This window comes from Thiomicrorhabdus sediminis, from assembly GCF_005885815.1.
GTDB classification, from domain to species: domain Bacteria; phylum Pseudomonadota; class Gammaproteobacteria; order Thiomicrospirales; family Thiomicrospiraceae; genus Thiomicrorhabdus; species Thiomicrorhabdus sediminis.
Window position 1 is genome coordinate 1502469 of record NZ_CP040602.1, and the last position, 26782, is coordinate 1529250.

Here is a 26782-nt window from a genome sequence, read left to right on the forward strand (position 1 = left end):
ATTAAACTCGATTAGTTATCTTTGTGTGACAAATTCAGATTGCTATCTGATTACTTAAGATACAGCTTAGAACTAGTTGCGCTTGGAATAAACCTAAGATCTTATAATTGAGTGTTCTGCTTTATTGAACAAAGCCTAGAGAAACGCAAAAACGTCATTGACAGATAATTCGCCAGATTCAGACAACACTGAATCCTGTGAAGTTATGCGGCAACAACGCAGTTTCGACCGCGCTCTTTTGCTTGGTAGACAAACCGGTCAATGCGGGAAAAGAAATCATCGGTTTCTTCATCTTTCTCAAATTCACTGACACCAAAGCTACAAGTGATGGTGAGCCCTTTACTGAAATGTAAACCCGATATCATTTCACGAAAACGCTCAGACAAGATATGAGCCTGATATAGCGTGGTTTCGGGTAGAATCATAACAAACTCTTCCCCTCCCCAACGGGCGATACAATCGTTCTCCCTTAGTTGCTCTTTAAGCATTCCAGCCAAACCGATCAACACCTCATCCCCCGTTTGGTGGCCGTGTTCATCATTGATTTTCTTGAAGAAATCGATATCGAGCATAATCATCGATAACGGATGGTGGTAACGTTTCGCACGAGCGACTTCGTTATTTAAGGTGATTTCAAAATTGCGCCGATTACCAACCTTGGTCAAGGCATCGGTGGTAGACAGGGTTTCAATCTGTTTGATTTTGTATTCAAGCTGCTTATTGCTGAATTCCAGTTCAGCGTTCTTATCTTCAAGCAGATACTCTAAAGACAGATTGCCTTGCTTCAGTAACTGGTTTTTTTTCTTTAGATCATTTTCAGCGCGGATGCGGTCATCGATATTAAGGTGCGCACCAATCATTCGGCTGACTTGCCCGTCAGCAAAACGATCGACGATTTTGGCCGCATCTTCTATCCAGAGATAATCGCCGTCGGCTTTTTTACAGCGGTACTCTATTTTATAAAGATCGGATTTGCCGGTGGTATAGGCTTCAAAGTGTTCCATGACCCTTGCATAGTCATCCGGATGAATAACATTCTCCCAAGTAAAGACATCTTCAGCGAAGCTGCCGACATCATAACCGAGCATACGGTACCAACCCGGACTGCGTGACACATGTCCGGTTTTGGCATCCCAATCCCAAACGCCTTCACGGATAATATCCAGAATGGCATTAAGGGTATGGTTAACCATTTTGCTGCTCATTTGAGAGTATGTTCTTTTCACAACATAACCTACATAACCACACAATGTACCTGTCTTTATATACCTTAGCACCTGTGATGTAAAGAGGTTTAATTGTTATAAGACTATGATTTAAGACCGATAATCATGCCATAAGCCTTTTCATAGGGCTTTGAACATTTTCTCGAGACGGGGAATGGAAACCGGCTTGACGGTTTTCATCGGTTGTGAAAATAATGAAACCCGTAACTCTTCTAGCATCCAACGGATTTCGGTTACCTCTGCTTGAGATTGATACACCGGATCCTTGGCAAGCTTCTCATATTGCTCTAATAAGGGCTGGATTTCACGTATCGATCTTTGATCCTTAAGCGGATCCAAATCGAGCTTTTCCAGACGTTTTTGCAGGGCTTTCAAATAACGCTCTATCTGCATAAACCAATTATCCGGCGTATTGCGCACAAAATCTTTACTGATCAAACCATCGAGCTGCTTTTGGATATCGGCCACCGACGCCAACCAACGAGGATTGACCTTGCCGCGCACTTTTTTGGCAATCTGCTGGTGTTCAATAAAAATAGCATTCACCTGTTTGGCAATGGCTTGCGCCTGTAAAATCCATTCGCTTTTCACCTTTTCCAAAACAACTGCAAACTCCGTTTGCAAACGGATATTCTGCGGTTCAGGCAGCAACTGTTGCAAAGCCCTATCAATCACCTGCTGGGTCAAATCCTGACAAGTACCGTAAGGTGCATAACACAGACAGGCTTTTTTCAAATCGAGTTTTTTCTGCAAATACTTGAGTTTATCCGCCAGTAAACGTTCGAGCAGACAATAAACCGCTTCGGCGTGCGCCTGCATGGCGGTATCTTTATCGGCCATCAATTGCAGCGTGATTTGCCCTGACGATAACTGCAACGCCGGATAAACCAAAATCTGTTTGCCGTGGCTATTGATGGTTTTCGATTCCGGCAAATCACCGAAATCCCAATTTTCAATCACCTTCTCCGGCTTTTGACTGGCTTTTTGGTGTTGCTGGATCTTGGCATCCACCAGATGCTGGTAATCCTGCTTTAGGGTTTCCAAATCACCGCTTTCGGCAAGTTTTCGGCCCTTATCATCGCGCAGGATAAAAAACGGTTTAAGATGATCCGGCAACTCGGTGGCTTGGAAATCATCCAGCGATACCATCTGCTGGGCACGGCGATTCAACGCCCACACCAATTGATGCAGATACGGCATGACTTTTTTACCGTCGGCCTTTTTCTCAGGATTCATTTCCGCCAAGGCCAGATCGGCATATTGCGGTGCCGGAATAAACTGCTTACGCAAGCCTTTCGGTAAGGACTTGATTAGATAAACGGTTTTCTCTTTCAAAAGCCCCGGTGTCAACCAATCGAACTGTTCGGCATTGAACTGGTTCAAATTAGCCAACGGCAGGTTGAAAATCACGCCGTCACTCTGTTTACCCGGCTCGAAATGGTAATCCACCTTCAGCTTCAACGGTTTATCCAACTGTTGACCGAGCGCATTGCCCATCGCCACCTGATCGGGATAATCCTGCAATAAACTGGCATCGGCCTGCTGTTTCATCAACAGCTCTTCGGTCACAAACAGTGCTTTGATTTTTTCCGGTGCCGTTTTGCCGGTTTTTTTCAGCCATTTCTCAAAAGCCGGTTTGGAATAGATATGTTCGGGAATGCGTGCCGCGTAAAACTCATACAAGACTTCATCGTCAACCAAAAAATCCGGGCGACGTAATTTGTGTTCCAGCTTTTCAATATCGGCAATCAACTGTTGGTTGTGTTGATAGAACTCGGCATTCGTCTGCAACTGCCCTTCCACCAAACCGTGGCGCAGGAATATCTTATGCGACTCTTTCGGATTGATCGGCCCGTAATTACAGTGCCTGCGACTGATGATAGGTAAGCCGAAAAGCGTCACCGATTCATAGGCACCGACCTGACCGGCTTTTTTCTGCCAATGCGGATCGCTGTAACTGCGTTTGACCAGATGTGGCGCGAGCTTCTCCACCCAACGCACATCAATATTGGCATTGGTGCGGGCAAACAGTTTTGAGGTCTCGACCAGTTCGGCGGAAAGAATCCATTTCGGTTTCTTTTTAAACAGCACAGAACTCGGATGCAGAAACAGTTTGGTATTGCGCGCTCCCAAATAAGACTTTTCATCATCCCTTGTGGCGATATTGCCCAAAAGCCCTGCCATCAGCGATTGATGCACGGCAATCGAATGGATATCGCTGAGACGTTCGCTAACTTCGCCCTCTTGGCCTTGTGGACCTTTTTTGCGTACCTCTTCATAAAGGTGCAACTCACCAACCTTGATACCGATACGGCGCAGGCTCTGCTCCAACTGCATGGTCAACTCATGCCATTCACGCATACGCAGATAAGAGAGGAAGTTGGTCTTACAAAGCTTACGCAGTTTGTTCTGACTCAGATGACGGCGCTGATGCTCGTAAAAACGCCACAGATTGAGGAAAAAAAGAAAATCCGAACGCTCATCCTCAAAACGTTTATGCGCGGTACGAGCCGCTTGCATCGTGGTTTCATTAATATCGCGCGGGTCTTGAATACTTAACACCGCCGCCAGAATCACCACCTCGGCGAGCACATTGTTTTTTTGCGCTTCCAAAATCATCGCCGCGACCGATGGATCAATCGGCAATTTGGCGATTTGACGACCTTTTTCCGTGAGCTGGCGATTATCGTCAATCGCGCCTAACTCATGCAGCTGCCTAAAACCGTCATTCACGGCTTTATCAGATGGTGCTTCAATAAACGGAAAACGTTTGACCGCTCCGAGCTTAAGCTCGGTCATCGTCAAGATAATCGAGCTCAAGGCGGTACGATGAATCTCCGCATCGGTGAATTCCGGGCGCGATTTGAAATCATCCTCGTCATACAAACGAATACAGATACCATCACTGACACGCCCGCAACGCCCTTTTCGCTGGTTGGCGGAGGCTTGGGAGATTTTTTCCACCGGTAAACGTTGCACCTTGGAGCGCACGCTATAACGGCTGATACGCACCTGCCCCGGGTCGATGACATACTTGATGCCCGGCACCGTCAAAGAGGTTTCGGCCACATTGGTACTTAAAATAATGCGTCGGTTTGGTGAGGTCTGAAACACCTTTTGCTGCTCCGCCATCGACAAACGCGCATAGAGCGGTACGATTTCGGTGTTTTTCATTTTATGTTTGCGTAAAGCCTCGGTGGTTTCCTTGATATCGCGCTCACCGACCTGAAACACCAACACATCACCAAACGGGTCGTTCTGAGCCAGTTCATCAATCGCGGCGACTATGCCGTCGGTCATCTCCTGTTCGATGACATTACCGGCATCGTCTTCGAAAGACGCCAACGGACGATAACGCACTTCCACCGGATAGGTTCTTCCGGAAACTTCCACCACCGGCGGTTTTACGCCATTCACCTCAAAATGCTCGGCAAAACGTTGGGTATCGATAGTCGCCGAGGTGATAATCACCTTCAGATCCGGGCGTTTTTGAATGAGCTGTTTAAGAATACCAAGCAGGAAATCGATATTGACCGAGCGCTCATGCGCCTCATCGATAATAATCGCTTCATACTGATTCAAAAAACGGTCGTTCTGTACTTCTGCAAGCAAAATCCCGTCGGTCATCACCTTGATCAAACTGTGCTCTTTGACCTGATCCAAAAAGCGTACCTGATAACCGACCAGCTCACCTAAGGATGAACCGAGTTCCTCGGCAACACGTTCGGCAACGCTTCTGGCGGCGAGTCGACGTGGCTGGGTACAACCGATTTTGCCGTATTTACCTATGCCCGCCTCCAGACAGATCTTGGGAATCTGGGTGGTTTTACCAGAACCGGTCTCACCGGCAATGACCACGACCTGATTGTTTTTGATCAGCTCGACCAATTCGTCTTTTTTCGCCGCTACCGGCAAAGCGTCGTCATACTCAATATTGGGGATGGATGCCAAACGCTGTTCGGCCTTTGCCTGAGATTGACTCAACCAGTCCAACCACTTAGTCCACTGTTCGCTCTGTTCAAGCTGTCTGTCAGCCATCTTTGCAAAACCGAATTGATCAAACTGGCGTTGCAGACGAAAACGGTCTTTGATCAAACACTTGGCTAACTCAGGCTTGATGGACTTTAAAGAATTGGGCATAGGGCTATTAGGCATAAGGGTTTGAAACAATCACTGATAACTTGGTATAAGTAAATATTATCCAAATATAAAATAAATTAGATAGAATGGCTAAAGAGCAATGAAATCAAGCTTTTTTAACCAAATCGGAATTATCGATGCATTATAACAAAGCCAGTAAATGAGTCGTTAAAACCTGATGACTAAAGGCATGATTGATAACCTAATCAATACTCATACACACAACAAACAATCGTTTTAAGGTGATTTATGAAAATTAGACAACTGTTTGATTACGACACTTGGACCTATACCTACCTGCTTTGGGATGAAACCAGCAAAGAAGCGGCTATTATCGACTCGGTCAAAGAACAGGTCGAACGCGATATGCAACACATCAAAGAGTTGGGTTTAAATCTTAAATACGCATTGGAAACCCATATCCATGCCGACCATATCACCGCTGCCGGTCCGATCCGTGAGCGCACCGGGGCTAAGATTGTTGTGCATAAAAACAGTGAATCGCAATGCGCCGATATTCTTGCGGTGGAAGGCGATGAATTCAAACTGGGTGAGCAAACCATCAAGGTGCTGCACACGCCCGGGCATACCAATAACGACATCACCTATTTGATTGACGGTGCCGCCTTTACCGGCGATACCCTTCTGGTCAGAGATTGCGGGCGCACTGACTTTCAATTGGGCAGCAATGAAGCCATGTACCACTCGCTGACCGAAAAGCTATTCAAGCTAGCCGAAGACACTATGGTGTTCCCCGCGCACGATTACAAAGGTTTCAGCCAATCGACCATCGGCGAAGAAAAGCAGTTCAATAACCGAGTCGGTAACGCAAAATCCTATCAGGATTTCAGCACCATTATGGATAACCTGAACCTACCCAGACCCAAACGCATCGATATCGCCGTACCCGGCAATATGCAATGTGGTTTGAAAGATAATCCCACAGTTCAATAAATAAAAAACCCATAAAACAAAAAAGCCCGCAAATGCGGGCTTTTTTAATATCCAAACTCAATCAAAATCTTTCGCAAAATCTCAAGATCAAGGCAAAAGATTGGGAAGTTTACATCCAGTAAACGACCAATCTTTTAACGCAGAGATTGAGGGAATTGCGGAAGATTTAATGAACTTCGAGGACTTCGATTTTGTAATCTAGTGTCTTGTCCGCCAGCGGATGGTTCCCATCCAAATACACCTTATCTTCATCCACTTCGATAATACGGAAAATAATCGTTTCCCCATCAGGGTCTTCTGTTTCCACTGTTGAACCGACTTCGATTTCGACGTTGTCGTCAAAATTTTCCGGCCCGGCGAAAACGATCAAGTCTTTATTGGCGACACCGTAGGCTTTTTCTGGCGGAAGTGTCACCTTGGCTTCAAAACCGGCTTCTTCGCCTTCCATCAACTCTTCCAGACCAACGATGATTTCGCCTTCGCCTTGGATATAGATGACCGGATCGCCACCGAAAGTTGAATCCAGCAATTCACCTTTATCATCACGTAATTCGTAATGGAAAGTAACGCGGCTACCCTTTTTAATTCTCATAACTGAACCTTTTAAACTTTTAGCTAAAATTTGTTTTACAATGATTGGCGGTATTTTACCGTAAATTTGTGTAAAAGAGAGTAGGAATGCGTCAGATACTTTTAGATACAGAAACCACTGGTTTCGACCCGTTAAACGGCGACCGTATCATTGAAATCGGTGCGGTGGAAATGGTCAAACGTCGCCTGACCGACAACAATTATCATCAATATGTTTTTCCTGAGCGCAGTGTTCCACAAGAGGCGATAGAAGTTCATGGTATTACCGATGACTTTCTTGCCGATAAACCGATCTTTTCCAAAATCGCCGATGACTTTATGGAGTATGTCGCCGGTGCCGAGTTGATTATCCATAACGCGCCGTTCGATGTCGGCTTTATCAACCATGAGCTGTCATTGCTGCCTGATAATAAATGGGGCAGAATCGAAGACCATTGTGAGATTACCGACTCGCTGAAGCTGGCGCGAAAAATGTATCCGGGTCAGCGCAACTCGTTGGATGCGTTATGTAAACGCCTGTTTATCGATAACTCGAACCGTACCTTACACGGCGCTTTATTGGATTCCGAGATTCTTGCTGATGTTTATCTGGCCATGACCGGTGGGCAGACAGCTTTGCTGTTAAATGCCGAAGAAAGCCATAGCCAATCAGACGGTCAGAACAGTACGCAAATCAGAGCCGATCGTCCGGCATTGAAAGTGATTCGTGCGAGCAATGCGGAGATTATTCTGCATGATAAGAAACTGGAAGAGATTTCCAAAAAATCGGAACAATCGATTCAGTGGTAATGGCGCTCGGCGAAAGCGGCTAACGATTGCTCGCCATTAACTCGTCAATGGCCAAATTGGCGAGTTCATCGACCCTTTCGTTTTCCGGATGGCCGGAATGCCCTTTGACCCAGAACCATTCCACGTGATGACTAGTCATCGCCGCATCCAAACGTAACCAAAGCTCTTTGTTTTTTACCGGCTGATTGCTGGCGGTTTTCCAGCCCTTTCTTTTCCAGCCTGCCATCCATTGGGTGACCCCGTTTTTGACATATTGCGAATCGGTGGTGATCTTGACCTTGGTTGGACGCTTCAAGGCCTCAAATGCCTGAATCGCCGCCATTAACTCCATTTGGTTATTGGTGGTATTGTCCTGATAACCGTTCAGTTCCTTAAGGTGCTCGCCATAACGCAATAACACGCCCCACCCCCCGGGACCGGGATTGCCACGACAGCCCCCATCGGTAAAAGCTTCCAACCAGAAATCTTGCTGCATAAAACTCTATTCTTTAGTTTTCTATTGTTTTTCTTGTCTGTTTTTTTAAGGTCAATTCGGCTTATTGGCCATTAAGCCTTAACGGCGATTTTTCTCTTTATCGCGGTTATGCCAGTTTTTCGAACTCAAAGGCGCCCCTGATTTCAATCCGCGCCAACTCGGCAATTGCCATTTCAAACCGACCAAAGTGGGCATATCCACGCGTTTTTTTGCCACCAGACAATAACTGTTGCCAAAATTCAGACCGATACGGCATAAGGCGCGCTCGACAAACTCTATCGCTTTGACCCATTTCGGGTATTTTTGGTAGGCATTGAAACACATCACCGATGTATAACGCACCGATGTCACCTCATAACCCAAGACTTCGAGCCATTCGCCAATACGTGAAGCACGCCGAAAATGCGCCTGTTTGAAGTCTTTCGAACCGCTTAAATGCTTCATCCGAAACGACAGACAACCCCAAGGGTTAAAGCCGCTTAAAACGATATGGCCTTCCGGGCGTAGCATATTATCAACCTGACGCAATAAATAATAGGGGTCGTCGACGGCTTCCAGCGTATGCGGCAATAAAACCACATCGACCGCAGAGCGTCCGATCGGTAAAAAGTCGGTTTCGGCCTGCACCCAGTGGACCTGCTCTTTTTTTGCCGTTTCATGGGCGACCGATTCATCGATCATCACCTTGTCTTGAATGCGGCTATTGGCAAACAGGTTCTCCTGCGAGACACAGCCGAGCTGAACGGCAAAATAACCAAACAGGTTTTTCAACGCCTCATCGAGCAGATTTTTTTCCTGTTCGAACAAGCGTTTTCCACTATTACAGTGAAACCAGTGCTTAAGAAAATGTTGAAAACCTTTTGTCATGCTGTCAATTCACCTTTTCAAGCGAAAACTCTGCTTGTTTTTTGCTAGAATACAAAGCAATTATAGCAATTGCGAATGGCGCTATTTATGAATATCGTTGGCCTGCCTGCACTGGTAGACACCTATGAAAATTATATCTGGGTTATACACAATAACCAGCAAGCTTGGGTAGTCGATCCGGGCGAAGCCCGACCTGTGATCGATTACCTGCAGCAAAATGACTTGCAGCTTGCAGGAATTCTGATCACCCATAAACATGGCGATCACGTTAACGGCATCAACCAACTGGTGACGCAATGCGCCACAGTCGGTGATTTACCGATATACGGTTCCGCTTTGACGCCGCTGGCCGCCATTAATCATCCGTTGCAAGAAGGCGATGCAATCACTTTAGGCGACAGCCTAACACTCAAGGTGCTGTACACTCCAGGGCATACTGAAGACCATATCGCCTTTTACAATGAGAAGATGCTGTTTTGCGGCGACACTCTGTTTACCGCCGGTTGCGGCCGTATTCTAGGCGGCAGTATCGAACAGTTCAGCGACTCCGTTTTAAAGCTTCGCGAATTGCCTGATGATATCGCATTTTATTGCGGCCATGAATATACCCAAACCAATCTGGCTTTCTCACAGATTGTCGAGCCTGAAAATCAAGCGCTGCTTGAACGTATTCAGAACACTCATATCGATTACCCGCAAATTCTCACCGCGGCGCAATCCACGCTGGGTGAAGAAAAAGCCACCAACCCGTTTATGCGTTTCGATTTAAACCCGCTTAAAAAGCGATTGATTGAACGCGGTGCTGCAAATAATCCAGCCAGTTTGTTTGCCACCCTAAGAGCATGGAAAGACGACTTTGACCGCACCCACTAACTCACTCATTCCCGTTAATTCAATCGTTAAACCTCACCTGCTAAGTTTGGGTCTGATCAGTATTCTGACCTTGAATGGTTGTGTCTCAAACCAGAGTTTGCAGAGTTCATCGCAAAGCCAAACAAGTCCATTGCCCCCTCAGACTCAGGTGCCAGCGAACCAAAGCAATGGCTACGCCCATAATGAACGGGTCGACATCACCCCGGATCATCCGGTGGCCGATATTGAACAGGCCGTGGAAAAACAGCGTTTTGAACCGATTATCTGGAATGCGATGCGCGGCAACTTCGAGTTGAGTCGTCACTATTTGGGTCAATACAACGACTACATCAAGTTTTTTGAACAGCGCAAAAAACACTTGGAGCGGGTTTCCGAGCGTGCCGAGCCTTATATGTACTATATCTATAACCAAGTACAGAGCCGCCAACTGCCTTATGAACTCGCCCTATTGCCGATTATCGAAAGCGGTTTCAGACCGCATGCACGATCACACCAACGCGCGGTCGGTTTATGGCAGTTCATTCCCAGTACCGCTGAACTTTACGATTTGGATCGAAACTGGTGGTACGATGCCCGAAAAGATGTCGTATCCAGTACCGAAGCCGCACTGAGCTATCTGCAAAAACTCTATAAGCTGAATAATAACGATTGGTTACTGGCCTTAGCGTCTTATAACGGTGGCATAGGCAATGTCTATAAAGCGCAGCGTAAATACCGTAAAAAACATAACCTAAGCAACGACAGCAATCCGGATTTTTGGCAAATCAGGCCTTACCTGCCAAGAGAAACCCAGTCTTATGTGCCCAAGCTGCTGGCGGTGGCCCACCTAATCGAAAAAGCCGAAGACTATCAGCTCGCATTGGCACCGGTTGCCAACCGCCCTTTCTTTACCGTTATCGAACTGGAAAAACAGGTCGCCTTGAATCAGGTCGCCAGTTTATCGAATACGCCGTTGTCTCTTTTGGAATCGCTCAACCCGGGTTATCATCAGATGGCTACCCCGCCAAAAGGACCATTCAATGTTATCTTGCCGATTGACAATGCCCAGCAACTGCAACAAAAATTACCGAGTAACCCGCAGATTTATGCGGTGCAGTGGCAAAAATACAAGATTCGTTCCGGTGACAGCTTGAGTGTCATTGCGCATAAATTCAAGACCTCGACAGGTGCGATCAAGGCTTTGAACGGCATGAAGAACAGCCGCATCCGCGCCGGAAAAACCCTGTTGATTCCGATTCCGGCTGCTCTGGTCGATACGGTCAATAAACAGCTTGCCGGCAAACCATCGCAAGGTTCGGTAAAGTCCGCCAGCAAACCCAAACAACCAACCCATTGGCATACCGTCAAAGCCGGCGATTCGATTTGGGAACTGGCGCGCTATTACAATGTCTCCAACAGCACCCTGTGCCAGTGGAACAATATCGACATGAAAACGCCGCTGCGTATCGGTCAAAAATTGGCTATCTATAAAGAGCATTACCGCAAAAAGCTCAGCCATACCGTCAAGAACGGTGAAAACCTGTGGGTCATCGGTAACCGTTACGGTGTCAGCAGCAAGGACATTGCCGGTTGGAATGGTATTTCTCGCAAAAAACCGCTACAGCCCGGACAAGTCCTGACCATCTGGAGCAAAGGCGCCCCTAGTGAACATATTGTTAAATCGGGCGATAATCTTTGGTTGATTGCCAAAGCCAATCAGCTTAGTGCGAAGAAATTGGCCGAATTCAATCAACTCTCCTTAAACAAGCCGTTGCAGCCGGGTCAGGTCATTTTAATTCCAATAAATGACAAGCAAAGTTAGCGAATCGATTTGCGCTTAGCTACAATAGAAGCACATAAAATAAAACTAGCAGCAACGTCGTGTCAGTATCTTTATTTCGCCATTTTAGGCACAATCTCTTTCAGCCAGCCAAATCCAAAGTCACGCTCTTTGGATTTTTGCTCTGCCTGCTGAGTCTATTGCTAAGCAATTCCGCGCAAGCTCAAAAAAGCGCCGAGCTGAGCGCTCAACAAAAAGAGTATCTGCAAGCCTATAAAGCGATTAAACGCAATGACCGCCAGTCGATTGTCAGACACAAAAAAAACCTTAAAGACTATCCGCTAAAGGTTTATCTCGATTACCACGATTACCGCCTGCATATGGCAAACACCTCAAACAAACAGATCTTGGCATTTATCAACAACAATAAAGACAACTATTTAGGCGAACGCCTCTATAGCAAATGGCTCGTACACCTTGCCAAGAAAAAGCATTGGACCACCTTCTTAAAACATTACACCCCGCAAAAAAGCCAAGACTTGCAGTGCTACCATATTCAGGCTCTGGCGAATCGTAAACAACTCGACAAGGCTTTGACTCTAGCGGTAGAGATGTGGCCGCAAAGCAGTTATTTCAGCTCGGCTTGCCGTCCGGTTGATAAGTTGGTGCGCAACAAGAAGAAGCTTACCGGTTCGATGCTTTGGCAGCGTATTGATTTGGCAATGCAAAAACGTCAGACCAAACTGGCCAAAAAATTAGCGCGCGACCTATCGACTAAAGAACGCAAGATGCTCGATTACTGGCTTAAGGTCTATAAAAACCCGGCTTTGGTCAAAGAGCCTATGCCCAAATACATCGCCCCACAGGTTCGCGAAAAAATCTTTATTCAAGGCACACGTTATCTCGCCTCCAAAGACCCCCAAAGCGCACAGAAAAGCCTAAAGCGCTTTGGCGAACAATACGGACTCAATAGCGAAGAGTATGGCGAATTACAGCGTAAGATCGCACTGCGTACCGCCTATAAATACTCACCTCAGGCAAACGGCTTTTTAGATGAAGTCAATCAGAGCGAAGCCAAAACCGAAGACTCTCTGCGCTGGCAGGCTCAGGTGGCCTTAAAGACCTCCAACTGGCCGGAATTGCTGGAAACGATTGAGTTAATGCCGGCGGATATGCAACAGGATAAACAGTGGCTTTATTGGAAAGCGCGCGCATTAGAGGCTACCCAGCAAAACAAAGCTGCCAAAGTGCTTTATGAAAAGCTCGCCAAACAGCGTCATTATTATGCCTTTCTGGCCGCCGACAAACTCGATCTACCTTACCAGTTCAATCCAGATCCGGTTAAGGTGAAAAATACCGATTACCTGTTAAAAAAATACAAACAGCTGCAGCGTATTCAAGAGTTGATGGCGGTTGATTGGCCTTTGAGCGCGAAGCGCGAATGGTATCACCTGTTAAATAATGTCGATAACAACGAACTGCAGGCCATTGCCGTACTTGCTCATCAGTGGCAGGAACACAATCAGGCTATCCGCAGTTTGGCCAAGGCCAAAAAATGGCACGATTTGAATTTGCGCTTTCCCACGCCTTATAAACAACCGGTCATGCAACACGCCGATAAGAATAAAATCGATCCGGCCTGGATTTATGGCATTATGCGCCGCGAAAGCGCTTTTTCCGATGATATCCGTTCCCACGCCGGAGCGGTCGGTTTAATGCAGATTATGCCGGCAACCGCCAAATATATCGGCCGTAAGATCGGTGCCAAGCAAATCATTTACCGCAACCTGACCGACGCTCAGAATAATATCGAACTGGGCAGCGCCTATTTGAGTTACCTGAATGAGAAATTCAATGGTCACAAGGTATTGGCGACCGCTTCTTATAATGCCGGGCCAAAACGTGTCGATAGCTGGTTACCGGAAAACGGCACCCTTGCCGCCGACCAATGGATCGATTCGATTCCGTTTACCGAAACACGCAACTATGTCAAAGCGGTATTGGAATACACCACTATCTTTAAATCTATTCTCAATAAGCGCTATGATCGCCTGCGTGATTTAATGCCGGCGGTTTCCAAAAACGGTGTCGGTAAAACCGATCCAAAACATCCTTGATAAGCCTGTTTCAGACTCACATTATCGACTGATAAATGACGGGCAAAAAAAAGCCCAGGTTGGACAACCTAGGCTTCAAAATACATTATCTCATTAGAAATAATCAGAGGAGGATACTCATGAAGAAACATGAATGGCGCGTAGTATATTAGCGTTTTCTAATGTTGTCAAACTTAAAACGTATTTTTTTACAAAAAAATTGTAAATAAACCTATGTTTTTACTAATATTTTGCTCCACCAACCTGCTAAACCCCTTATAAACAGAGGGCTTCATCGATTTGCATATTATCTGATCCTTGTTAATTTTTTTTAACTTTTCTATTGTTTTTATCTATCGAGAGCGATTATTTGCTTAGAAACCCAATCCGGCATAAATTCCAGCGATAAAAAAACCGCTTGATCAAGCGGCTTTTTAATTTACGGGTTGCGATGTGTTTGATCGCTGATTAACTGCGGCGCCAAGTTGTGCCTTCGGCACTATCCAATAACTCGATTCCCTGCTCGGCAAGCTGGTCACGGATCTCATCGGAACGGGCAAAGTTTTTGTCGCTACGCGCCTGCTTACGCTCGGCAATCAATTGCTCGATCATGTCATCGCTTAGATCGGATGTAGAAGGCTGTGATTTGAAGAAACTCTCGGCACTTTCTTCCAGTAGACCGATCTGGTTGGCTAATTTAATCAATAACGCCGTTAAAGCGGCATCCTTACTCTTATTGACTTCCTTAGCCAGTTCAAACAGTACCGCCATCGCTTTCGGCGTATTGAAGTCATCGTTCATTACCGCCATAAAGTCCGCTTCAAAAGAGGTATCCTGAGCCGCAGCGGGCAGATTAGCCATATCAGCGCCTTCAATCGCCGAATACAAACGCCCTACCGATGCCTTGGCGATATCCAGGTTCTCTTCCGAATAGTTGACCGGGCTACGATAGTGGCTTGCCAATAGGAAATAACGGATCACTTCCGGGTGATAGACTTTCAAGACTTCACGAATGGTAAAGAAGTTATTCAATGACTTGGACATCTTTTCATCATCAATACGCACGAAACCACAGTGCATCCAGGTATTGACATAATGCTCGCCGGTGGCACATTCCGATTGGGCGATTTCGTTTTCATGATGCGGGAAAGACAAATCCATACCGCCACCATGGATATCGAAATGGTTACCCAGACATTTTGTCGACATGGCCGAACATTCAATATGCCAGCCCGGGCGACCGCCACCCCAATTGGAATCCCAGCTCGGTTCATTTTCCTTGGATGCTTTCCATAACACAAAATCCATTGGATCTTGTTTCATCTCGTTGACATCAACACGCGCACCTGCGGCCAGGTCCTCCAAGTTTTTACCGGATAGACGTCCATAAGCATCAAAGGCCTTGACCTTGAAATAGACATCGCCATTTGCCGCCGGATAGGCAAAGCCTTTAGCGATTAAGGTTTCGATCATATGGCGGATTTCATCCATATGCTCGGTCGCCTTCGGTTCCATATCCGGACGCAAGACATTCATCGCCGCTTCATCGGCGTGCATTTCATCAATCATACGTGTCGTTAAGGATTGAATCGATTCGGAGTTTTCCAAAGCACGCTTAATGATCTTGTCGTCGATATCGGTGATATTGCGCACATAGTTCACGTCATAACCCAGCGCGCGCAAATGACGCACAATGGTATCAAACACCACCATGACACGGGCGTGACCGATATGACAGAGATCATAAACGGTGACACCACAGACATACATGCCGACTTTCCCCGGATGGATCGGGGTAAACAGTTCTTTTTGACGTGTTTCAGTATTGTAGATATGTAAACTCATAATATTCCTATTTAAAGGACCCGCTTGGCAAAGCATCTATTAATTGGTCGGTTTTCAGTGCTTTTTCACCTTAGTTGTAAGGCATCAAAACATCAAACTCTGACGAAAATTTAAACTAAGCCTGACAATATTACGGTTTTGTCAGACATTGGCTTCAAGTCGGGCGATGCAAGGTGTTAGAATGCGTGTATTGTAACGTATCTCATAAAATAATTTTGGAGTGAATCATGTTAAGAAGAGTGTTTTTAACCCTGGGTGCTTTAGCGGTCTCAACGGTATTGAGTGTACCGGCAATGGCGCAATCCGAACAGGCGCAGAAAAGCTTCCCGCAGGTACTAATGGAAACCTCTGCCGGTACGGTGATGCTTGAGCTTTATCCTGATAAGGCACCGAAGACGGTGGAAAACTTTCTTGCTTATGTCAATGAAGGTTTTTATGACGGCACCATCTTCCACCGCGTGATCGGTAATTTCATGGTTCAAGGTGGCGGTTTCACCGAAGACATGAATAAAAAAATCACTCGTGCACCGATTATGAACGAAGCCGACAACGGCTTGCGCAACCGTATCGGCACCATTGCGATGGCACGTACCAACGACCCGCATTCGGCAACGGCCCAGTTCTTTATCAATGTTGCACAAAACAGCTTCTTGGATTTCCGTGAAAAAACACCACGAGCCTGGGGTTATGCGGTATTCGGTCGCGTTATCAAAGGGATGAAGACCGTGAATCAAATTCGCAGCGCGCGTACCGGCTTTGTTAACGGTATGAAAGATGTGCCGATTGAACCGATCACCATTATCAAAATGCGCCAAGTTAAATAAACAAACCGCTTTCATTTATTCGAGCCGCTTTTTAACTGTTAAATACAGTAAAATAGCGGCTTTTATTTTATTCAATAATTGTTAAGGAAAATCACTATGGCAAAAGTTCGCATTGAAACCACCATGGGGAATATCACCGTCGAACTCGATGAAGATAAGGCACCGATCGGCGCGGAAAATTTTATCCATTATGTTATGGACGGTTTTTATAACGGCACCATTTTCCACCGTATTATTCCGGGCTTTATGGTTCAAGGCGGTGGCATGTTGCCAGGCATGGATGAAAAAGACTCCGGTGAGCCGATCGAAAACGAAGCCGACAATGGTCTGAAAAACGAACGTGGAACTCTAGCCTATGCGCGTACCATGGATCCGCATTCGGCAACCACTCAGTTCTTTATCAACTTGGTGGATAACGGTTTCCTTGACCACACAGGTAAAAACACTCAAGGTTGGGGTTATGCGGTTTTCGGTAAGGTTACCGAAGGTATGGATGTCGTTGATGCGATGGCGAAGGTTGAAACCACCAACCGCCGTGGTCACCAGGATGTACCGGTTGAGGACATTTCAATCATCAAGACCGTTTTGATTGAAGACTAAATAACGTCTGACAAACGTCTCAATTGAACAACCATTAACCGCAATAAGGCCAGTCTGCACTGATTTATTGCGGTTTTTTATAGCCGCGAGTCAAGGCCGTTTTTTCTGCTGGGTAAGTTTTCGGTTTATTGCTAGAATGAGCCCATGAAAGTTGATACGCTACAATCCTCCCCTCCTTTTAGCCTGGTTATTGCCGATATTCACCTGCAGCCACACTCGCACCCTATCAATCGTGCCTTTTTGGATTTCTTGCACTCGCAAGCCCCTAAAGCGGAAGCGCTTTATATCCTCGGTGATCTGTTTGAGATGTGGGTCGGCGATGATATCGGCATGGAACACTATCAGGAGTTTGTCTCGGTCTTTAAACAGCTTAAAGCCCAAGGTGTCGAGATTTATCTGTTGTACGGTAATCGCGATTTTTTAATGAAACGCCGATTTTTTGCCGAAACCGGTATTGAAAAACTCGATGATATTGAGCTGATTGAACGCTATGGCCACAACTATATTATGCTTCATGGCGATAGCCTCTGTACTGACGACAAAGGCTATCAGAAAATGCGCCGTTGGTTTAGAAAGCCGTGGGTTCAATGGCTGTTTTTAAAGCTGAGCCGTCATCAACGCCTGAAAATCGGTCTATCGATGCGTCAAAGCTCACAACAGCATAGTCAGAATAAAAACCAATCGATTATGGATGTGAACCCTGAAGCGGTACAGTCGCTATTTACCGATTATGCTCCGACCTGCTTTATGCTGCATGGCCATACGCACCGCCCTGCTGTTCATCAGCACAACCTCAATCATGCCGATAAAAAACGTTATGTTCTCGGTGACTGGCGCTTAAATGGCAAAAAACAGGTCGATGCCGAAATCATTAAACTCGATGCGAGCGGCCCTCAGCTTGTCGATTTCCAACAGCTCTAGCAGGCATAAAAAAACCGCTATAAATGTTTGATAAATCACTTTAAAGCGGCTTTTTTCCAGCGGATGCGAACGTTGCTGTTTTAGTCAAAGCGCAAGAACTTAAACTCCAACTCACCATTTTCGCTCAAGGTAAAACGCACCTTTTCTTTGACTCTACCGGCTTCCTGAGTACCAGAGCAGGTCCAGGCAATTGCCCAATCATAAGCGTAGTCGCAACGATAAAGATTATCCTTAAGGTATTCCACCTGATCAACCGCGATATTACCGGCGTAGGTGGCGGCGGTACTGATATGTGACATATCCTGAACGAATTCATCGCTATACTGCGCTATGCGCTCATTAATCGCGTTTTTTAGCACAACCGACAAGCCTGCTCCCTGTGACAAGCCAGCACCGGCCAATTCGTTAATAACAATTTTCATGCTTTACCTTTCAAATCCCATCGATTAAGAGCGATTAAAACTCTCTTCGCGTTAGTACATCTTTTTCGCCTTCAGAACGTGCAATCACCACAGCACCTACCGAATCGCTGAATACATTGACCGCGGTGCGCATCATATCAAGCAATCTGTCGACGACCAATAGCAAACCAATTGCCTCCGCCGGCAGACCTACCGCAACCAGAATGATACTGATCGCCACCAGACTCGCCGAAGGAATTCCGGCCACACCGATGGAAGTGGTCAAAGCGATAAAGACAATCAACAATTGGGTAGTGAAGTCCAAAGGCACACCAAAAAGCTGGGCGATGAAAATGGCTGCAACACATTCGTATAAGGCAGTACCGTCCATGTTCACGGTTGCTCCCAAAGGCAGTACAAAACTGGTGACACGGTTGGAAACACCGGCGCGGTTTTCCACCGCATTCAAGGTGACGGGCAAAGTCGAAGACGATGAACTGGTTGAAAACGCTGTCAATAACGCCGGTGCCATCGCCTGAAAATGCAGCCATGGATTTTTGATACCGCCGACAAAACGCAAAATCAACGGCATCACTACCACTAAATGAATCAATAAGGCGATTGCCACCGTGGCAAAGAACAGCGCCAGATTGCCGAACTGATCGAACCCGGTTTTCGCCACCGAAGCGGCAACCAGACCGAATACCCCTAAAGGAGCAAATTTCATGATCAGGGCGGTGATCATCATCATCACTTCAAACACGCCCTGCCAGAAATTGTGCATAGTCTGCGCCAGGTCGCCTTTTAGTCGCGTCATAAAAAAGCCAAACAGCAAACTGAAGAAAATCAAACCCAGCATCTGTCCGGAAGCTGCCGCATCCACTACATTGGTCGGAATCATACGCAAGAACACATCAACCACATCACCGACTGATTTACCTTCTACCGCTTGCGAAACCTTTTCATTGGCTTCAATCACCGGCGCCGGATTATTGGAAACACCCGGTTCAATCGTGTTGACCAGAAACAGACCGATCATAATGGCGATAAAACTGGTGGCGACATAATAACTGATGGTCTTTATGCCCAAACGACCAAAGCCGCCTTGAGCACCGACATTACCGATACCGGTGATAATGGCGGAGACCACAAGCGGCACCACAATCATTTTCAATGCATTTAAAAACAGCGTACCGATAAAGGTGTAAACCGCTAACCAAGGAAGACCTAAAATAGTACCTTCAGTACCGGTCACGGATCCCATTATCGCGGCCAGAACCAAAGCAATTAAGATTTGCCAATGTAGAGCCAGTTTCATCAATTTCTCCTATTCGTTGGCCTAAAACAAAAAAAGCGCTGAAACCAGGTTTAGCGCTTTTTTGATTTGGAAGATTCCAGATTACGTTTTATACGTCCGGGCACTGCTGCCAGGCCATAAATGAACCCAGGTTATAGACTTCATTAAACTGCTGCGACAATAAGATCTGCATCGCCATATGCGAACGCTGACCAGAACGACAGAACACGATTACCGGTACATCCTTTTTCAACATGCTTTCCGCTAAACGATCGATATCCTGTAGGGGAATATTCATCGCGCCAGGCAGTTTAGATTCTGAATACTCTTCTGGAGTACGCACATCAACCAACTGGGCGTTTTTTTCTTTGATGAGACGCTTGGCGTCATCGCATGGAATGAACATCTATTTTTTACTCCATTTCTTACAATTTTTATTTGGTGCGTAATATACCCTAAATTCGTCATTTTTAACAGAAAAGCGTCATCATAACTTATTAAGTTAGCCCAAATTTTAATTATATTAATTCATTTAATTTATTGGATTTGCCGCGCAGTTTAAAGCAATTGACAGGCAACAAGTTTACAAAAACATGACAACGAAAAGATAACCTAACCAAATCACCAACGCGCTATAGACCGCCGCCAGGATATCGTCAAACATAATGCCAAAGCCGCCCTCAAGCTTTTCGTCGGCCCATTTAATCGGCCAGGGTTTGGCAATATCAAAAGCTCTGAACACGACAAACGCCGCCAGCCAATACCAAATATTCTGCACCGGCAACAATAGCAGCACCAACCAGATACCGACAAACTCGTCCCAGACAATGCCGCCATGGTCGTGTACCTTCATATACTCGGAGGATTTGCCACAGATCGCATTCCCGGCAAACAAACCGATAATAAACAACATCCAAGCCGCTGAGGGCGCCCAGACAATCAGTGGTAAAAACGCCAGCCAGCCCAACAAGGTACCGAAAGTCCCGGGCGCTTTGGGTGCCAAGCCGGAACCGAAACCAAAGCCGAGCATTAGCCATGGATTTTTACGCAATTCGGCAAAACGGGGGATACGAGGTTTATCTGACATAAATTTATCTTTTACAGATTGGCAAGCCTAAACAAAAAACGGCGTATTTAACGCCGTTTTCATTCAACTCAATATTACTTATTGCGTCGTTTGGCTGCGGTCTTGAGGCGCAAGGCGTTGAGTTTGATAAAGCCTTCCGCATCCTTATGGTTATAAGCGCCGCCGTCTTCTTCGAAAGTGGCTATGGCTTCGTCAAACAGACTGTTTTCAGAAGTACGGCCGACAATAATGACGTTCCCCTTATAAAGTTTCAAACGCACATTACCGCTAACGTTTTCCTGCGACTTATCGATCATCGCCTGAAGCATTTCACGCTCTGGCGCGAACCAGAAGCCGTTATAGATCATCTCGGCATATTTCGGCATCAACTCATCTTTCAAGTGCGCCGCATTACGATCAAGCGTCAAAGATTCCATGGCACGGTGTGCTTTTAGCATAATGGTACCGGCCGGTGTTTCATAACAACCACGCGCTTTCATACCGACAAAACGGTTTTCGACGATATCGTCACGACCGATACCGTTTTCACCACCCACCTTGTTCAAAAATTCCATAACGGTTGCTGGAGACATCTTCTCGCCGTTGATACCGACAATATCACCTTTTGCGAATTCAATATCCAGATAAGTCGGCTGATCCGGCGCGTTTTCCGGAGAAACCGTCCATAGCCACATATCTTCTTCCGGCTCGTTTTCCGGATGTTCGATAATGCCGCCCTCATAAGAGATGTGCAGCAGGTTGGCATCCATTGAGTAAGGTGATTTCTTACCTTTTTTCTTCTCAATAGAAATACCATGCTCTTCGGCATAAGCCATTAGCTTTTCACGCGACATCAGATCCCATTCACGCCAAGGCGCGATGACCTTGACTTCCGGCATCAATGCATAGGCGTTCAATTCGAAACGCACCTGGTCGTTACCTTTACCGGTCGCCCCGTGAGCTACCGCATCGGCACCCGTCTCTTTGGCAATTTCAACCAAGCGCTTGGAAATCAATGGACGCGCGATCGAAGTACCCAGACGGTACTCGCCTTCATAGATGGCATTAGCACGCATCATCGGGAAAACGAAATCACGCGCGAACTCTTCACGTAGATCCTCGATATAAATCTCTTTGATTCCCATCGCCTGGGCTTTGGCACGCGCCGGTTCGATCTCTTCGCCCTGACCGATATCAGCAGTGAAAGTCACCACTTCGCAGTTGTATTCATCTTGCAACCACTTAGCGATAATTGAAGTATCCAAACCACCGGAATAAGCTAAAACGACCTTTTTGATTTCTGACATGATGTCTTCCCTTAAACTAGATTCTGTTAATTGCGCGAATTATACATTAAAATCGCACTGTTATTAATGTTAGATAAGCCGGAAAACCAGATAATGTCCAAATTTTTTGACCTGATCAAGGTCACCCCCCAGTACCTTATTCCCAAACATATGCTTTCCAGTGCAATGCATTGGTTTATGCAGGTGGAAACACGCTGGGTCAAGAACATCACCATTAAAGCCCTAACCAAAATCTATGGTATTAATGTCAGTGAAGCGGCCGATGAAGATATTGAAAACTATCCTCACTTCAACGCTTTTTTCACCCGCGCCTTAAAACCAGAAGCGCGTCCAATCGATGACACGCCAAATAGCTGGGTCAGTCCGGTGGATGGCTTGATTAGCCAGGCGACTGCAATCAACGGCAACAAGATCATTCAGGCCAAATGCCACGATTACACTGTAGAAGCCCTGGTAGGCGGCGACATCGAATACGCCAAACAGTTTACCGACGGTGATGCCATGGTGATTTACCTATCACCCAAAGATTATCACCGCATCCACATTCCGGTCGATGCCAAACTGTTATCGATGACTTATGTGCCGGGAGACCTTTTTGCGGTAAATCCTGCCACCGTCCGACAGGTTGAAGGTCTATTCGCACGTAATGAACGACTGGTGATCCGCTTTGAAAATCAACAAGGCCCGTTCTGCTTAGTCATGGTCGGTGCGATTTTTGTCGGCAGCATGGAGACCGTCTGGCAAGGCAAAATCACACCGGAATATCAGCCGACTATCCAGCACTGGGATTATCGCGGGCAAAACCTGGAATATAAAAAAGGGGATGAAATCGGCCGTTTTAATATGGGATCGACCGTGGTTTTGCTGACTCCAAACGGTCAACTACCGGAATTAGGCAAGATAACCGTAAATACCCCTATTCAAATGGGTCAACATTTGGCAAAATATCCAGAACTTGATCGCCAAGAACATCAACTTACAAATTCCTAAGGAAGAAATATGAAACTGATTACAGCAGTCATTAAGCCTTTTAAATTAGACGATGTACGTGATGCACTTCACGAAATCGGTATTCATGGTATGACCGTAACGGAAGTCAAAGGTTACGGACGTCAAAAAGGTCACACTGAAATGTACCGTGGTGCAGAGTATGTGGTGGACTTTCTTCCTAAATTAAAACTGGAAATCGCCATCAGCGCTGATTTGGTTGATGCGGCCATGGAAGCGATTATCAATGCCGCACAAACCGGTAAGATCGGTGACGGTAAGATCTTTGTTACCAGCATTGAAGAGACAGTACGTATCCGTACTGGAGAAACAGGCAACGATGCGCTTTAATCAAGCAATCTGAGCCATAAAAAAGCCCGCTAAATGCGGGCTTTTTTGTTTTGCATTTTTTTAAGTGCAAGCTTTACAGGAACGAAACGCCGACGGTGTTTTTCTGCCAGGTTTCATTACTTGCTTCACCTAACGGAATAATCTCCCAGTCCCAAGTTGTTTGCGCTCTGGGTGGTTCAATATCCCACCAAGGATCAAATTCATCGACCACATCACCAGCCACATTAAACTCCCTGGAATTTCTATCGGCAATCAAACAGACCTCGCCGGAAAATTGCTTTAAGTAATTCAGATGGGCAACAATAAGTTGCTTACCAACAATATCGGCATCCTCTTCATTGAGGCCATAATCCGACATTAGCCACTTCACCGGAATTAACGGAATCTGCGTCACCAAGTTCAAAGAAACCACCAAATCGATTTGCGGATCATCCAACCACGCCTGTGGTTGCTGAACCATATCTCGCCCTGATGACAACCATTCCAACGATTCGGTGACATCATGCTCGACCAGACTCAGGTTTGGGTATTTGAGTGCCAATTTTCTGGCGGAATCCAAAAACACCAAATCGACCAGAATGACTTGCTGAAAACTTGCACAGAGTTCAGTTAAAGGGATATCGTTTAGAGAACCGGCTCCTAGAATCAGCACCTTACGCTTTTGTACCGCTCTATTCGCAGCTTGTAAAATGGCCTGCTGACAGTGCTCATAATGGGCATTCCATTGCGGTTGGCAACGTTTTGCACGCGCTGCCATAGCGATGGCTTCTTTTAAATAGCCCATTGTTTTAGCCTCTGTGAATTTCGTTGGCGTGGTCAAATATTGCCACATTTCCCAAATCATATAGAGCCCTTAAACAAGATTTGTACCATTAATCATCAAGACCAAGCGCTTGCGTCTTACGGGTTAGCGTATTACGCCCCCAACCTAGCAATACAGCCGCTTTTTGACGGTGATTGCCGCTCGCTTTCATCGCCACTTCAATCAGAGTACGTTCAAAAATCTGCTCGGCACTGGTGTGCAAGCCTTCTCGTCCCGATTTGATAAACGCTTCAGACCAGCGACGCAATGGGGTCTCCCAATTATCACCGGCGCAATCTTCCTGTTCTGACTCGCTCGGTTCACGCAGCTCCAATGGTAGGTCTTCCATATAGATGGTTTTATCCGGCGCCATAATCGTCAACCAGGTACACAGACTGCGCAACTGACGGACGTTACCCGGCCAAGGTAAGCCTGATAGAAAAGTGTTCACCTCTTTGCTCAAGTTCTTTTCTTCCAAACCTAGCGCTTTGGCTTCTTTTTCCAGATAGAAACGCAGCAGCAACGGTACATCTTCGGAACGTTCGCGCAAAGCGGGAACCTTGATACGAATAATATTCAGGCGATACAGTAAATCCTCACGGAACTTGCCTTCACGAACCAGCTGTTCCATATTCTGGTGAGTCGCCGCGACAATACGCACATTAGTCTTGATCGCGCTGCGTCCACCGACACGATAAAAACTGCCGTCGTTGAGGACGCGCAATAAACGGGTTTGTAAATCGACCGGCATATCCCCGATTTCATCCAAAAACAGGGTGATTTCATCCAAAAACAGGGTCCCGCCATCGGCCTGCTCAAAACGCCCGACGCGTTGGGAATGGGCACCGGTAAAGGAGCCTTTCTCATGACCGAACAATTCCGATTCGAGCAATTCACGTGGAATCGCAGCGGTGTTCAAGGCCACAAAAGGTCCTTCGGCACGCGGACTCAATTCATGTAACGCTTTGGCGACCAGTTCCTTACCGGTACCGGTTTCCCCGTTGATCAATACGGTGACATCCAGCTGCGATACGCGCCCTAACACACGGAAAACTTCCTGCATTGCCGGTGCGGCGCCGATAATATTCAATGGTTGTTTCTCTGAACGCGGTGAACGCTTGGTACGTTTAACACCACCTGATTGGAAACGTTTTACGGCGCGGTCAACCAGAGTAATGACCTCGTCGATATCAAAAGGTTTCGGCAGATACTCAAACGCCTTGTTCTGGTATGACTTAACCGCTGTATCCAAATCGGCATGCGCGGTCATAATAATCACCGGAATCTGCTTATCCAATTCATGCACGGCTTCCATAAAGGTCAAGCCATCCATATCCGGCATGCGCACATCACTCAGTACCGCAGAGGGTGGAAACTCTTCATAAGCTTTTAAGGCAACCAAAGGCGAGTCAAAAATCTTCACCAAATAGGGTTTGTCCTCCAGTGCGGCTTCGACTACCCAACGAATGGATGCATCGTCATCCACCACCCAGACAATCGGCTCTTGCCCTTCTACTGAATTAGAGGTTTGCTCACTCATCTACTTTTCCTTTTGATCTAGCGGCAGATAAACCGTAAAAACGGTATTACCGGGTTCGCTTTCCGCCACAATTAAACCGTCATGCTGACGTAAAACATTTTGTGCAACCGGCAACCCGATACCTGTACCGGACTTTTTACTGGTTACCATTGGATAAAAAATCGAATCAAACACCTCAATCGGAATACCGATCCCTTCATCCTTTATGGAGATGGTGGCAACCAGTGGATAGGTTTTTGCCCCTAAGGTGAATTTATGTTCAACTCGGGTACGGATAGTCAGAAACCCACCGGTGGTTTCCATCGCCTGAATACCGTTTTGGATCAGGTTCAACATGGCTTGAACCATGGCTTCAAAATCCATGGTTATATCAGGAATACTCGGATCATAGTCGAGTTTGATATAGACATTCTCGGGTTTTTCATTTTCTACGATCTTGAGGACATAGCGAATCAGCTCATGCACATTATGCGGTTCTTTGAGACCGCTTTTTTCCGGCCCCAACATTCGGTTGACAAGATTCTTAAGACGCAAGACTTCGTTGGAAATAATATCCAGGAAAGCCTGATCTTTTTCGTCGCCACTGCAGCGTTTTTGCAATAATTGGGTCGCTCCCAAAATACCGGCCAAAGGGTTCTTGACTTCATGTGCCAATGTTTTCACCAAAAGGTTTCCGGCTTCGTACTGGTGCCAGCGCTCATCTTCCTCAACAATACGGTGATGACGTTCGGTATTGTAGATTTCCAATAACCAACCGTGTTCATCTTGCAGTTCATAAGGAGAGATGGTGCAGCTGACACGCAGTTTCTCAAGTCCCTGGATATTGACCACATATTCATGCACAGTAATACGTTTTTCCGCAGTATGCGCCATATCATCAACCACACCGGGCAGTAATAGCGACCAGTGTTTGCCTTCCATACGATTCGGACTGACCTGAAAAATCTCACCGGCGGCGACATTCATAAATTGAATCGTCTCATTATGGTCAAGCCAGATGACCGCTGTTGTCAGCCCTTCCAGCATTTCATAAAAAACGGTCTGTTTTTTTATCAATTTCACTTTAACAAT

At 46.3% G+C, this 26782-nt stretch carries 24 protein-coding genes; 10 read left to right on the forward strand and 14 right to left on the reverse strand.

Annotated features, from left to right (window positions below; genetic code table 11):
* Positions 1–203: 203 nt before the first annotated feature.
* Both FE785_RS06820 and hrpA read right to left on the reverse strand, forming a co-directional pair.
* Entirely contained in the window at positions 204–1205 is a 1002-nt protein-coding gene (locus FE785_RS06820) for a sensor domain-containing diguanylate cyclase (RefSeq protein WP_138565037.1), read from the reverse strand.
* Between the two features lie 141 nt (positions 1206–1346).
* Entirely contained in the window at positions 1347–5366 is a 4020-nt protein-coding gene (hrpA, locus tag FE785_RS06825) for an ATP-dependent RNA helicase HrpA (RefSeq protein ID WP_238696230.1), read from the reverse strand.
* A gap of 249 nt (positions 5367–5615) precedes the next feature.
* Between hrpA and FE785_RS06830 the strand changes: the two genes are divergently transcribed.
* Positions 5616–6320 (forward strand): MBL fold metallo-hydrolase, encoded by a 705-nt coding sequence (locus FE785_RS06830; protein WP_138565039.1) that lies wholly within the window; start codon positions 5616–5618, stop codon positions 6318–6320.
* A 166-nt stretch (positions 6321–6486) separates the two neighbouring features.
* On the opposite strand, the gene FE785_RS06835 is transcribed toward FE785_RS06830, so the two are convergent.
* The gene (locus FE785_RS06835; RefSeq protein ID WP_138565040.1) at positions 6487–6912 is read right to left on the reverse strand and encodes an FKBP-type peptidyl-prolyl cis-trans isomerase; all 426 of its coding nucleotides are present in this window, start codon (positions 6910–6912) and stop codon (positions 6487–6489) included.
* Positions 6913–6998: 86 nt separating this feature from the next.
* Between FE785_RS06835 and dnaQ the strand changes: the two genes are divergently transcribed.
* Positions 6999–7700 (forward strand): DNA polymerase III subunit epsilon, encoded by a 702-nt coding sequence (gene dnaQ / locus FE785_RS06840; RefSeq protein ID WP_138565041.1) that lies wholly within the window; start codon positions 6999–7001, stop codon positions 7698–7700.
* A 19-nt stretch (positions 7701–7719) separates the two neighbouring features.
* Here dnaQ and rnhA read toward each other — a convergent pair whose 3' ends face one another.
* Entirely contained in the window at positions 7720–8175 is a 456-nt protein-coding gene (rnhA, locus tag FE785_RS06845; RefSeq protein WP_138565042.1) for a ribonuclease HI, read from the reverse strand.
* A gap of 78 nt (positions 8176–8253) precedes the next feature.
* Positions 8254–9042 carry a class I SAM-dependent methyltransferase gene (locus tag FE785_RS06850; RefSeq protein ID WP_138565043.1) on the reverse strand — a complete coding sequence of 263 codons (789 nt, stop codon included), beginning with the start codon at positions 9040–9042 and terminating at the stop codon, positions 8254–8256.
* Between the two features lie 87 nt (positions 9043–9129).
* Here FE785_RS06850 and gloB point away from each other — a divergent pair, with 87 nt between their 5' ends.
* The 3 genes from gloB (at position 9130) to FE785_RS06865 (ending at position 13791) form a co-directional block, all read left to right on the forward strand.
* Positions 9130–9915, forward strand: coding sequence for a hydroxyacylglutathione hydrolase (gloB, locus tag FE785_RS06855; RefSeq protein ID WP_168188928.1), 786 nt, complete (start codon positions 9130–9132; stop codon positions 9913–9915).
* Positions 9899–11716 carry a LysM peptidoglycan-binding domain-containing protein gene (locus FE785_RS06860; RefSeq protein WP_138565045.1) on the forward strand — a complete coding sequence of 606 codons (1818 nt, stop codon included), beginning with the start codon at positions 9899–9901 and terminating at the stop codon, positions 11714–11716. Before gloB ends, FE785_RS06860 begins: the two co-directional genes overlap by 17 nt.
* A 158-nt stretch (positions 11717–11874) precedes the next feature.
* Positions 11875–13791 (forward strand): lytic transglycosylase domain-containing protein, encoded by a 1917-nt coding sequence (locus tag FE785_RS06865; RefSeq protein WP_138565046.1) that lies wholly within the window; start codon positions 11875–11877, stop codon positions 13789–13791.
* Positions 13792–14238: 447 nt separating this feature from the next.
* Here FE785_RS06865 and cysS read toward each other — a convergent pair whose 3' ends face one another.
* Positions 14239–15615: a cysteine--tRNA ligase gene (gene cysS, locus FE785_RS06870; protein ID WP_138565047.1), complete on the reverse strand. Its 1377-nt coding sequence runs from the start codon at positions 15613–15615 to the stop codon at positions 14239–14241.
* 227 nt (positions 15616–15842) lie between these two features.
* Here cysS and FE785_RS06875 point away from each other — a divergent pair, with 227 nt between their 5' ends.
* From FE785_RS06875 to FE785_RS06885, 3 genes are all read left to right on the forward strand, one after another.
* Complete coding sequence (locus tag FE785_RS06875) at positions 15843–16439, forward strand: peptidylprolyl isomerase (protein WP_138565048.1); 597 nt, start codon at positions 15843–15845, stop codon at positions 16437–16439.
* 96 nt (positions 16440–16535) lie between these two features.
* Positions 16536–17039: a peptidylprolyl isomerase gene (locus FE785_RS06880; RefSeq protein ID WP_138565049.1), complete on the forward strand. Its 504-nt coding sequence runs from the start codon at positions 16536–16538 to the stop codon at positions 17037–17039.
* A gap of 144 nt (positions 17040–17183) precedes the next feature.
* Positions 17184–17960: a UDP-2,3-diacylglucosamine diphosphatase gene (locus FE785_RS06885; protein WP_138565050.1), complete on the forward strand. Its 777-nt coding sequence runs from the start codon at positions 17184–17186 to the stop codon at positions 17958–17960.
* 80 nt (positions 17961–18040) lie between these two features.
* On the opposite strand, the gene FE785_RS06890 is transcribed toward FE785_RS06885, so the two are convergent.
* From FE785_RS06890 to FE785_RS06910, 5 genes are all read right to left on the reverse strand, one after another.
* Complete coding sequence (locus FE785_RS06890) at positions 18041–18382, reverse strand: hypothetical protein (RefSeq protein WP_138565051.1); 342 nt, start codon at positions 18380–18382, stop codon at positions 18041–18043.
* Between the two features lie 34 nt (positions 18383–18416).
* Entirely contained in the window at positions 18417–19679 is a 1263-nt protein-coding gene (locus FE785_RS06895; RefSeq protein ID WP_202978289.1) for a dicarboxylate/amino acid:cation symporter, read from the reverse strand.
* Between the two features lie 88 nt (positions 19680–19767).
* Positions 19768–20064, reverse strand: coding sequence for a rhodanese-like domain-containing protein (locus FE785_RS06900; RefSeq protein ID WP_138565052.1), 297 nt, complete (start codon positions 20062–20064; stop codon positions 19768–19770).
* A 177-nt stretch (positions 20065–20241) separates the two neighbouring features.
* Positions 20242–20745: a phosphatidylglycerophosphatase A family protein gene (locus FE785_RS06905; protein WP_138565053.1), complete on the reverse strand. Its 504-nt coding sequence runs from the start codon at positions 20743–20745 to the stop codon at positions 20242–20244.
* A gap of 74 nt (positions 20746–20819) precedes the next feature.
* Entirely contained in the window at positions 20820–22031 is a 1212-nt protein-coding gene (locus tag FE785_RS06910; protein ID WP_138565054.1) for an argininosuccinate synthase, read from the reverse strand.
* Between the two features lie 93 nt (positions 22032–22124).
* On the opposite strand from FE785_RS06910, the gene asd reads away from it, so the two are divergent.
* Together asd and FE785_RS06920 are read left to right on the forward strand one after the other, a co-directional pair.
* Complete coding sequence (asd, locus tag FE785_RS06915) at positions 22125–23021, forward strand: archaetidylserine decarboxylase (protein WP_138565055.1); 897 nt, start codon at positions 22125–22127, stop codon at positions 23019–23021.
* Between the two features lie 9 nt (positions 23022–23030).
* The gene (locus FE785_RS06920) at positions 23031–23369 is read left to right on the forward strand and encodes a P-II family nitrogen regulator (RefSeq protein WP_138565056.1); all 339 of its coding nucleotides are present in this window, start codon (positions 23031–23033) and stop codon (positions 23367–23369) included.
* Positions 23370–23442: 73 nt separating this feature from the next.
* Here FE785_RS06920 and FE785_RS06925 read toward each other — a convergent pair whose 3' ends face one another.
* From FE785_RS06925 to glnL, 3 genes are read right to left on the reverse strand one after another with little or no spacing between them, the layout of a single operon-like run.
* The gene (locus tag FE785_RS06925; protein WP_138565057.1) at positions 23443–24213 is read right to left on the reverse strand and encodes a hypothetical protein; all 771 of its coding nucleotides are present in this window, start codon (positions 24211–24213) and stop codon (positions 23443–23445) included.
* A gap of 28 nt (positions 24214–24241) precedes the next feature.
* Positions 24242–25711 (reverse strand): sigma 54-interacting transcriptional regulator, encoded by a 1470-nt coding sequence (locus FE785_RS06930; protein WP_138565058.1) that lies wholly within the window; start codon positions 25709–25711, stop codon positions 24242–24244.
* Entirely contained in the window at positions 25712–26773 is a 1062-nt protein-coding gene (gene glnL / locus FE785_RS06935; protein ID WP_238696231.1) for a nitrogen regulation protein NR(II), read from the reverse strand. It abuts the gene before it with no gap.
* Between the last annotated feature and the right edge of the window lie 9 nt (positions 26774–26782).

What these genes read in the sequence shown, in the direction of transcription:
- FE785_RS06820 (WP_138565037.1), bottom strand. Translation starts at nt 1,205, where the DNA reads ATGAGCAGCAAAATGGTTAACCATACCCTTAATGCCATTCTGGATATT.
- hrpA (WP_238696230.1), bottom strand. Translation starts at nt 5,366, where the DNA reads ATGCCCAATTCTTTAAAGTCCATCAAGCCTGAGTTAGCCAAGTGTTTG.
- FE785_RS06830 (WP_138565039.1), top strand. Translation starts at nt 5,616, where the DNA reads ATGAAAATTAGACAACTGTTTGATTACGACACTTGGACCTATACCTAC.
- FE785_RS06835 (WP_138565040.1), bottom strand. Translation starts at nt 6,912, where the DNA reads ATGAGAATTAAAAAGGGTAGCCGCGTTACTTTCCATTACGAATTACGT.
- dnaQ (WP_138565041.1), top strand. Translation starts at nt 6,999, where the DNA reads ATGCGTCAGATACTTTTAGATACAGAAACCACTGGTTTCGACCCGTTA.
- rnhA (WP_138565042.1), bottom strand. Translation starts at nt 8,175, where the DNA reads ATGCAGCAAGATTTCTGGTTGGAAGCTTTTACCGATGGGGGCTGTCGT.
- FE785_RS06850 (WP_138565043.1), bottom strand. Translation starts at nt 9,042, where the DNA reads ATGACAAAAGGTTTTCAACATTTTCTTAAGCACTGGTTTCACTGTAAT.
- gloB (WP_168188928.1), top strand. Translation starts at nt 9,130, where the DNA reads ATGAATATCGTTGGCCTGCCTGCACTGGTAGACACCTATGAAAATTAT.
- cysS (WP_138565047.1), bottom strand. Translation starts at nt 15,615, where the DNA reads ATGAGTTTACATATCTACAATACTGAAACACGTCAAAAAGAACTGTTT.
- FE785_RS06875 (WP_138565048.1), top strand. Translation starts at nt 15,843, where the DNA reads ATGTTAAGAAGAGTGTTTTTAACCCTGGGTGCTTTAGCGGTCTCAACG.
- FE785_RS06880 (WP_138565049.1), top strand. Translation starts at nt 16,536, where the DNA reads ATGGCAAAAGTTCGCATTGAAACCACCATGGGGAATATCACCGTCGAA.
- FE785_RS06885 (WP_138565050.1), top strand. Translation starts at nt 17,184, where the DNA reads ATGAAAGTTGATACGCTACAATCCTCCCCTCCTTTTAGCCTGGTTATT.
- FE785_RS06890 (WP_138565051.1), bottom strand. Translation starts at nt 18,382, where the DNA reads ATGAAAATTGTTATTAACGAATTGGCCGGTGCTGGCTTGTCACAGGGA.
- FE785_RS06895 (WP_202978289.1), bottom strand. Translation starts at nt 19,679, where the DNA reads ATGAAACTGGCTCTACATTGGCAAATCTTAATTGCTTTGGTTCTGGCC.
- FE785_RS06900 (WP_138565052.1), bottom strand. Translation starts at nt 20,064, where the DNA reads ATGTTCATTCCATGCGATGACGCCAAGCGTCTCATCAAAGAAAAAAAC.
- FE785_RS06905 (WP_138565053.1), bottom strand. Translation starts at nt 20,745, where the DNA reads ATGTCAGATAAACCTCGTATCCCCCGTTTTGCCGAATTGCGTAAAAAT.
- FE785_RS06910 (WP_138565054.1), bottom strand. Translation starts at nt 22,031, where the DNA reads ATGTCAGAAATCAAAAAGGTCGTTTTAGCTTATTCCGGTGGTTTGGAT.
- asd (WP_138565055.1), top strand. Translation starts at nt 22,125, where the DNA reads ATGTCCAAATTTTTTGACCTGATCAAGGTCACCCCCCAGTACCTTATT.
- FE785_RS06920 (WP_138565056.1), top strand. Translation starts at nt 23,031, where the DNA reads ATGAAACTGATTACAGCAGTCATTAAGCCTTTTAAATTAGACGATGTA.
- FE785_RS06925 (WP_138565057.1), bottom strand. Translation starts at nt 24,213, where the DNA reads ATGATTTGGGAAATGTGGCAATATTTGACCACGCCAACGAAATTCACA.
- FE785_RS06930 (WP_138565058.1), bottom strand. Translation starts at nt 25,711, where the DNA reads ATGAGTGAGCAAACCTCTAATTCAGTAGAAGGGCAAGAGCCGATTGTC.